This window comes from Micromonospora sp. AMSO31t (assembly GCF_008868175.1).
In the GTDB taxonomy this organism is placed as follows: Bacteria; Actinomycetota; Actinomycetes; order Mycobacteriales; family Micromonosporaceae; genus Micromonospora.
Genome location: NZ_WBKT01000336.1, coordinates 1 through 514, shown reverse-complemented (window position 1 = coordinate 514; position 514 = coordinate 1). Strand labels below are relative to the sequence as shown.

Annotated in this window: 2 protein-coding genes; one reads left to right on the top strand and one right to left on the bottom strand. The window is 70.4% G+C overall.

All coding sequences use genetic code 11. The features are described 5' to 3' along the window. Window positions 1–21 precede the first annotated feature (21 nt). Window positions 22–228: a hypothetical protein gene (locus tag F8274_RS30840; RefSeq protein ID WP_151465917.1), complete on the top strand. Its 207-nt coding sequence runs from the start codon at window positions 22–24 to the stop codon at window positions 226–228. Between the two features lie 58 nt (window positions 229–286). Here F8274_RS30840 and F8274_RS30835 read toward each other — a convergent pair. Further along, the coding region (locus tag F8274_RS30835) for a TCP-1/cpn60 chaperonin family protein (protein ID WP_305070077.1) at window positions 287–514 on the bottom strand (228 nt) is incomplete at its 5' end.

Here is a 514-nt window from a genome sequence, read left to right as displayed (position 1 = left end):
CAGACCGAGGACGGCCCGCCGATCACCTGGACACCGGTCGGCGAACTGCCCGGCCAACTGCCGTTCGAACGGCTCGACTACGGAGACGCCGAGCAACTGGCCGAGATGACCACCGACGGCGAGCCGGTGGTCGAGGAGCCGCAGGAGATGGTGGACGCGCCGATCCAGCTGCTTCCGCCGTACGACCGGGCGCAGAAGCGGCGTAACCAGCGCCCGCTGCCCACCTGACGACGAACGGGGCGGACCGCGTCAGCGGCCCGCCCCGTTCGGTGTGTCGGAACTGGACTCAGAAGTCCATGTGCCCGCCACCCGGGCCAGCCGGGGCAGCCGGGGTCTTCTCCGGCTTGTCCGCGACAACGGCCTCGGTGGTGAGGAAGAGCGCCGCGATGGACGCGGCGTTCTGCAGCGCCGACCGGGTCACCTTGGCCGGGTCGATGATGCCCGCGGCCAGCAGGTCGACGTACTCGCCGTTGGCGGCGTTCAGACCGTGACCCGCTTCGAGGTTACGGACCTT